We start from the raw sequence: 7,484 nt of genomic DNA on the forward strand, positions 1-7,484 counted from the left end.
AGCCAGAGCGCCCCAATGTGGCCTTGGTTGCGCTCAACGCACCCAAGGGGCCCTTCGGTGCGTTGAACGCACCGAAGGCCACATTGGGGCGCTTGACCGGCGCTGTGGACAAGCCGGCGAGCACGCGCGGAAGGCGCCGAAACTTGTCGGTGCCTTCCGCTAGCGTGGTTACCGGGGGCGCCGGGCGCGACTTACCGGCGCGCGGCGTGCGGTTGCTCAGTCCGCCGAGCCGTACGGGCGCTGCGACACGCCCTTGTGGCCCTCCGCCTCGCGACCTTCGTCCGCCGCGATCTCCTCGGCACCCCGGCGGCCGCTGTCACCCGAATCCGGCTCCATGTCCGTCGGGGACTGCGTCCCGTCCGCGGCGACTTCGGAGCCGGGCGAGCCGCTCGCCGCGCGGGCCTTGTCGGCGGCCTCGGCCGCGGTGGGGTCGTCTCCTGCCACGTCGGGTGCCCAGCCGTGGTGGTTCTCCTGTTCGGCCATGCCGGCCTCCTCACCTGCCGCCGCCCGGGTACTTCCGGGGGCGTGCCTGGCGGCATACCCGCCGTGAGCGCCGACAAACGCCGTCACGAGCGCGGCCCGGCGCGGGCGACGGCAAGCGGCCGGTAGAGTTCTCCCGGACCCGTTGAAACGCCAGCGGTGGTTCGGTTGACGCTGCTGGCGAGCTCTTTCCCGTTGCTCGCCGCTGGAGCATGGGGAGAGGTGGGACTGTGCCGACCACTGGCGACGGCATGGCGGAGCGGGTCGACGAGCTCAACGCCGTCCTGGCCGATCTCGTCGGAGTCCTCGAGTCGGTGTCCGACACGCCGGGTCTGCTCGACGCGGTCTGCGGCGAGGCGGTCCGGGTGGTGCCCGACGCCGATCTGGCCAGCATCTTGGTGGTCCGCGACGGCGCGACGCAGACCGCGGCCTTCACCGACGAGCGCGCCCGGCGCATCGACGACGTGCAGTACGCGGCGGCCGACGGTCCGGGCCTGCTCTCGGCGCTCACGGGCGAGGTCGTGCGGGTCGCGGTCGGCGACACCGGCGAGCGGTGGCCCGAGTTCGTCCTCGCGGCCAGGGAACTCGGCGTGGGCAGCTACCTCGCGGTGCCGCTGCGGGTGGACGACACCCTCGTCGGCGCGATCACGCTGTTCGGCTTCGGGGCCCACGGGTACCACGAATTCGACACGAAGGTGCTGCGGCTGTTCACGTTGTGCGTGGAAACCGTCCTGCGGCTGACCCGCCGCTACCGGGAGGCCCGTCTCCTCGCCGACGAGCTCCGGCACGCGATGGAGACGCGCGCGGTGATCGAGCAGGCCAAGGGCATGCTCATGCTGATCCACCGGGTGAGCGACGACGCGGCGATGCAGCGTCTGATCATCGAGTCGCAGAACACGAACACGAAGCTGCGCGACGTCGCGGCGCGGTTCACGAAGCGGATGAGCTCGGCGGGTGGCGGGCGTGCCTAGCGAAGAGCGTCCCGAGTCCCGCACGCTCCGGTGCCGCGCCGGCTCGCTCCAGCGCGTCCCGGACCGTGACGGCGGTCGCGGTCAGCACGGGCTTGCCGAGGCGGTCCTCCAGCTCGGCGAGCAACGGCGTCGTGTGGAGCGCGGTCTCGGGGACGAGCACCGCCTGCGCGTCGTCGTGGTCGGCCGCGACGGCGAGGTCGGTGATCTGCCGCCCGTCCCACGCGGCGAGCGCGCGGTCGGACGCGGCGTCGGCCGAGACCGCGTGCACCGTCGTCACGCCTGCTTCGGCGAGGAAGCCGGCGAAGACCGCGGTCAGGTCCGGGTGGTAGACGGACGCGAGGGCGACCCGATCGACGTCCAGCCGGGCGAGCGCGGCCAGGTAGGCCAGTGAGGTGCTGCTCGCCGGGACGCCGAGGTGCGCGCTCAGCGCTTCGGCCTGCTCACGGGCACCGTCGAGGCCGCGGGTGAAGCTGCAGCTGGAGCAGGCCCAGCTGACGACGTCCGGGGTCGTGGCGAACCCGTCCGCGGCCTTCGTGAGCCCTTCGGGCGCGCCGAGTTCCCGCACGGCCGCCGTCTTGCCCGCGGCGTCCAGCTCGTCGACGCGCCCGATGCCCGGACCCCAGTCCACGTAGGCGAAGTCGAGGTCGATGGCCGGGTCGAGCCGGCGGCACAAGGCGGCGAAGTCGTCCTCACCGCAATCGCGCGTCGGGTAGAGCAGGCCGATGCGAGGACTCATGACCCCCATTTTGCCACTCACGAGGGCGTCGACGGGCGCCGGTGGAGCAGGTCGAACCGCGACCACATCGCCTCCGCGGCCTCGATGGACTCGCTCGTCCGCGCCGGGTCGACCGCCGCCAGCTGGGCGACGATCGCCTGGACCAGCGCCATGCCCGCGGTCAGCGACGGGAAGAACGTGACGCCCTCCGCCGGCACCATCAGCACCTGCTCCACCGCGCCCGCCAGGGCCGGGCTGGCCGCGTCCGTCACGGCGAACACCCGGGCGCCGCGGCTCTTGGCCTCGCTCGCCGCCAGGACCGTGCTCTCGTAGAGGCGCCAGAAGCTGATTGCCACCAGCACGTCGTCCGAGGTCAGCTTCGCCGTCTGGTTCGCCAGTTCCGCGTCGCCCGCTGTCACCGCGTGGACGTCGTAGCCCGCGAGACGCGCGTTGTGCGCGAAGGCGATGCCGACCGCCGCGTAACTGCCGTCGGCGATCACCAGCGTCCGGCGGGCCGCGGCGATCGCGCGGGCGACCTCGCGGAGCACCTCTTCGTCGAAGCGCCGGTTCAGCAGGGCGAGGCTGTCGAGGTCCCGGCGCAGCGACGCCGAGCCCGGCGAGTCGACGCCGCGGTGCTCCTCGGCCACCTGCGGTGCGCTCAGCGACGACATGTACCGGGCCCGCAGCTCCTGCTGCAACGCCGGCCAGCCGGCGAAGCCCAGCGCCTGCGCGGTGCGCGTCACGGTCGCGACGTTCACGCCGGCGAGCTGCGCCAGCTCGGCCGTCGAGCCGAACGAGGCCCGCCTCGGCTGGGAGACCAGCACCTCCAGCACCGAGGCCGACTTCGGCCGCAGCCCCCGCTCGGGCAGCCGGTCCCGCAGCCACGCTTCGAAACCGTCGTCGGTTTCCGCCACTTCGTCCCCTCCCTCAGGTCGCGTAGACCGTAACGCAGGGATGTTGTCTTGCAATGAACGTTGCAAAATCTTGAAAACGCAGTATACGTTGTCCGCACTCCCCGGCGCCCGACACGGAAGGCGTTCCCCCATGACCCTGCTGGCACGACTGGATCGGCTCCCGCTGAGCCGGCCCCACTACAAGCTGCTGCTCATCGGCGGGCTCGGCTACACCTTCGACGGCATGGACTCGGCGGTCGTCGCCTTCCTGCTGCCCAGTGCCAAGGCGGCGTGGGGCCTCGACAACGGCCAGCTCGGCCTGATCGGCTCGGCGACGCCGTTCGGCTTCCTCTTCGGCGCGATCGCGGCCGGCCTGCTCGGCGACCGCATCGGCCGCAAGAAGGTCATGATGTACGCGCTGGCCTTCTACGCGCTGTTCTCCGTCATCGCGTCCTTCTCGCCCAACTACGAGATCTTCCTCGGCGCCCGGGTGCTCGCGGGGGCGGGCGCGGGCGCGGAAAGTGCCATCATCGCGCCGTTCCTGTCCGAGTTCGTGCCGGCCAAGCGGCGCGGCTGGTTCGTCGGCGCGCTCGCCGGCTTCTTCTCCTTCGGGTTCGTGGCCGCCGCGCTGATCGGCCGGTTCGTCGTGCCGTCGTTCGACGACGGCTGGCGGATCGCGCAGCTCGTCACCGCGCTGCCGATCGTCATGCTGCTGTGGTGGCGGCGGTCGCTGCCCGAGTCGCCGCGGTTCCTGCTCGCCCAGGGGCGAGCCGCCGAAGCCGAAACCGTCGTCGCCAAGCTGGAACGCGACGTCGAGAAGGCCACCGGCACGACGCTCCCGCCGGTGCCGCCCGCCGACGCCCAGCCCGCGACCGAGACCCCGAAGGTCAACCTCTTCAGCGCGCTGAAGTTCCTGTGGAGCCCCGCGATGCGGCGCCGGACGGCGGTGATCTGGACCGTCTGGTTCGTGATCACGTTCTCCTACTACGGCTTCTTCTCGTGGATCCCGACGCTGCTCGTCGAACGCGGCATCACGGTGACGAAGAGCTTCGAGTTCTCGATCATCATCTACCTGGCCCAGGTGCCCGGGTACTTCTCCGCCGCGTGGCTGTCCGAACGCCTCGACCGCAAGCACACCATCGCGCTGTACCTCGCCGGCTCGGCCGTGAGCGCGTTCTGGCTGAGCCAGACGAGTGCGCCGTGGTCGATCACGCTCGCCGGGGCGGTGCTGTCGTTCTTCCTCAACGGCACCTACGCCGGCGTGTACTCCTACACGCCCGAGGTGTTCCCGACCTGGATCCGCGCCAGCGGCACCGGCCTGTCCAGCGCGTTCGGCCGGGTCGGCAGCATCCTCGCGCCGACGATCATCGGCCTGTCCTCGGCGAGTCTCGGGTTCGCCGGCGTCTTCGGCCTGACGACGGCCGTCCTCGCGGCGGGCGTGCTCTGCGTGCTCGTCTTCGGCCTGTCCACCGCCGGCCGGTCCCTGGAAGAACTGACCGAACACGGCGCGCCGAAGGCCGCCGCGAAGGAGATGACGAAGTGAGTCTGTCCACTGTGGAGGAACGGGTGCGCGACGCGATCGGCGTGCGGCTGTTCACGGTGCTCGCGTGGGTTCCCGAGCGTCGCGCGTTGAAGCGGGTGCACAGCAGTCACCCCGCGGAGTACCCGGTGGGCGGGGAGAAGACCGTCGAGGTCGCGGCCGGCTGGCTCGCACGGTGCATCACCGCCCAGGAGCCGTACTTCGGGCCGGATCGCGCGGCGGTGCGCGAGATCTTCGCCGACCACGACCTGATCGAAAGCCTCGGCTGCGGCTCGATCATCAACGTGCCCGTGATCGCCGACGGCCGGACGCTCGGGGTGCTCAACATCCTCGACGCGGAAGGCGCTTACGACGACGATGCGGTGGTGGTGGCCGAATCGCTCGCGCCGCTGGCCGTGTCCGCCCTGCTCGACCTGGCCCTGCTTGATCAAAAGGAGGAGAACCGGTGACCGGATCCCTGCTGCTGCGCAACGCCCGCCTGCTCGACCCGCTGTCCGGGGAGTACTCCGAAGGCGACCTGCGCTGCTCCGACGGCCGGATCGTGGAGGTGGGGCCGGGGCTCGCCGCAGCCGACGTGCCTGAGCTGGACGTGCGGGGCGCGGTCGTCCTGCCCGGGCTGGTCGACGCGCACGTGCACGTCACGGCGTCGACGGCGGACCTGGGCTCGCTGTCGTCGTCGTCACCGTTCTACGAGGCCGCGCACGCGGCTCGCACGATGAGCCGGATGCTCGACCGCGGGTTCACCACGGTCCGCGACGCGTCGGGCGCCGACTACGGCCTCGCCGACGCCCAGGCGGAAGGGCTGTTCCGCGGCCCGCGGCTGCTGTTCTGCGGGCGCGCGCTGAGCCAGACCGGCGGCCACGGCGACAGCCGCACCCGCGGCACGCACGCGAAGGACGACCACCCGTGCTGCGCGGGGCTGGGCCGGGTGGCCGACGGCGTCGACGCGGTCCGCGCGGCCGCCCGCGACGAGCTGCGCAAGGGCGCCCACCACATCAAGGTGATGGCCTCGGGCGGCGTCGCGTCCCCGACCGACCGCATCGACTCGACGCAGTACTCGGCCGACGAGCTGAGCGCGATCGTCGAGGAGGCGACGGCGGCCAACCGGTACGTGGCGGCGCACGCGTACACCGCCCGCGCGGTGAACCGGGCGCTGGAGCTGGGTGTCCGTTCGATCGAACACGGCAACCTGCTGGACGACCGCAGCGTCTCGCTGTTCCTCTCGCAGGAGGCGTACCTGGTGCCGACGCTGGTGACGTACTGGGCGCTGAAGGAGGAGGGCCGCGAGCACGGCCTCCCGGAGTCGAGCTGGCGCAAGGTCGACGAGGTCCTCGGCGCGGGCATGGCGGCTCTGGAGCGCGCGGCCCGCGGCGGCGTGAAGCTGGTGTACGGGACGGATTTGCTGGGCGGGATGCACCGCCACCAGAACCACGAGTTCCGCCTGCGCGGCGAGGTCCAGACCCCGCTGGAGGTGATCCGCTCGGCGACGTCGACGGCGGCGGACCTGCTGAACCTGTCGGGCGAGATCGGCACGCTGGCCGTGGGCGCGCACGCGGACCTGCTGGTGGTGGACGGGGATCCGCTGGACGACCTCGGGGTCCTGGCGGAGCCGAAGCACTTCCGCCACATCGTCCAGGGCGGCGAGGTGGTCGCGGGCTGACGGGAAGTCCCTGAAGGCCACCATCAGGGCAGCTAGTGGTGGCCTTCAGAGCCTGCGCTACACCCAGTTGCGGATCGCGGGCGCGTAGCCGTCCGGTTTGTCGCCCACCTTCGTGTCCGGTGAGACGATCCAGTTCTGGTACTGCGCCGTGAACATCCGGTACACCGACGCCGGCGGCACCGCGCTCGCCTCGTCCAGGACCGCCCGCAGCTCGGCCGGGATCTCGAAGTCCAGCGCCGCCATGCTCTTGTCCAGCTGCTCGGCGCTGCTCGCCCCGACGATCGCCGAGGCGATGCCCGGCTGGGTCGCCACCCAGTTGATCGCCACCTGGGCCATCGTGACGCCCAGCTTGCCCGCGACCTCCTCGAGCGGCTTCAGCAGCTGCCAGTCACGTTCGGTCCAGGTCTGCGCGTCGCTGAGCCGACCGGCACCGCCGTCGCGGTACTTGCCGGTGAGGAAGCCGCCGGCCAGGGGACTCCACGCCGTGACGCCGAGGCCGAGGTGCTGTCCCATCGGGACGTGCTCGGTCTCGATCTCGCGCTGCACCAGGGAATAGGGCAGCTGCAGGTTGATCATCGGCGTGAGCGAGTGCGCCTCGGCGATGCTCTGGGCCCGCGCCGCGTACCAGGCCGGGACGTCCGACAGGCCCGCGTAACGGATCTTGCCGGCGCGGGCGAGGTCGTCGAGCGTGCGCACGACCTCTTCGACCGGGGTGAGCCGGTCCCACGTGTGCAGCAGGAAGAGGTCGACGTGGTCCGTGCCCAGCCGGCGCAGCGACGCTTCGAGCGCGCGGACCAGGTGCTTGCGGCCGTTGCCGCCGGCGTTGGGATCGCCGGGGTCGACGCTGTTGGTGAACTTGGTGGTGAGCACGACGCGGTCGCGCACCTTCGCCTCGGCGATGAGCCGGCCGACGATGGTCTCGCTCTCGCCCGCGGTGTAGAAGTCCGCCGTGTCGAGGAAGTTGCCGCCTTCGTCGAGGTACTTGCGGAAGATCGGGCGGGCCTCGTCTTCGGTCTTCCCGTAGGCGGCGTGGAAACCGCCGGTGCCGAAGTTCATCGTCCCGAGCGCGAGCCGGCTGACGCGCAGGCCCGAGCGGCCGAGGAGGTAGTACTGATCGAGTGACATGACTTCAGCGTGCCTAGCGATTTTTGGACCCGCAAGTCCAGTCCTCCAGCGCCCCAATGTGGCCTTCGGTGCGTTGAACGCACCGAAGGCCGCCATGGGT

The 7,484-nt window shown here is 71.4% G+C and carries 8 protein-coding genes; 4 read left to right on the top strand and 4 right to left on the bottom strand.

Annotation, left to right across the window (positions count from 1 at the left end):
• Positions 1-216 precede the first annotated feature (216 nt).
• Complete coding sequence (locus AB0N03_RS20170; protein WP_364373608.1) at positions 217-483, bottom strand: hypothetical protein; 267 nt, start codon at positions 481-483, stop codon at positions 217-219.
• Between the two features lie 248 nt (positions 484-731).
• Here AB0N03_RS20170 and AB0N03_RS20175 point away from each other — a divergent pair, with 248 nt between their 5' ends.
• Complete coding sequence (locus AB0N03_RS20175; protein WP_364374193.1) at positions 732-1,451, top strand: GAF and ANTAR domain-containing protein; 720 nt, start codon at positions 732-734, stop codon at positions 1,449-1,451.
• On the opposite strand, the gene AB0N03_RS20180 is transcribed toward AB0N03_RS20175, so the two are convergent.
• On the bottom strand, positions 1,411-2,187 hold the full coding sequence (locus tag AB0N03_RS20180; RefSeq protein WP_364373610.1) for a decarboxylase: 777 nt from the start codon (positions 2,185-2,187) through the stop codon (positions 1,411-1,413). The genes AB0N03_RS20175 and AB0N03_RS20180 overlap by 41 nt on opposite strands.
• A 17-nt stretch (positions 2,188-2,204) precedes the next feature.
• On the bottom strand, positions 2,205-3,080 hold the full coding sequence (locus AB0N03_RS20185; RefSeq protein ID WP_364373613.1) for a MurR/RpiR family transcriptional regulator: 876 nt from the start codon (positions 3,078-3,080) through the stop codon (positions 2,205-2,207).
• Positions 3,081-3,210: 130 nt separating this feature from the next.
• On the opposite strand from AB0N03_RS20185, the gene AB0N03_RS20190 reads away from it, so the two are divergent.
• From AB0N03_RS20190 to AB0N03_RS20200, 3 genes are read left to right on the top strand one after another with little or no spacing between them, the layout of a single operon-like run.
• On the top strand, positions 3,211-4,602 hold the full coding sequence (locus AB0N03_RS20190; RefSeq protein WP_364373616.1) for an MFS transporter: 1,392 nt from the start codon (positions 3,211-3,213) through the stop codon (positions 4,600-4,602).
• A complete protein-coding gene (locus AB0N03_RS20195) occupies positions 4,599-5,048 on the top strand; it encodes a GAF domain-containing protein (protein ID WP_364373619.1) in 450 nt (149 codons plus the stop codon). The genes AB0N03_RS20190 and AB0N03_RS20195 overlap by 4 nt, the downstream gene beginning before the upstream one ends.
• Positions 5,045-6,259: an amidohydrolase family protein gene (locus tag AB0N03_RS20200; protein WP_364373622.1), complete on the top strand. Its 1,215-nt coding sequence runs from the start codon at positions 5,045-5,047 to the stop codon at positions 6,257-6,259. Before AB0N03_RS20195 ends, AB0N03_RS20200 begins: the two co-directional genes overlap by 4 nt.
• 57 nt (positions 6,260-6,316) lie before the next feature.
• Here the strand turns inward: AB0N03_RS20200 and AB0N03_RS20205 are convergent, their stop codons facing one another.
• Complete coding sequence (locus AB0N03_RS20205) at positions 6,317-7,384, bottom strand: aldo/keto reductase (RefSeq protein WP_364373625.1); 1,068 nt, start codon at positions 7,382-7,384, stop codon at positions 6,317-6,319.
• Positions 7,385-7,484: the final 100 nt, after the last annotated feature.

The sequence above is a fragment of the Amycolatopsis sp. NPDC051061 genome, from assembly GCF_040682935.1.
Lineage (GTDB): Bacteria > Actinomycetota > Actinomycetes > Mycobacteriales > Pseudonocardiaceae > Amycolatopsis.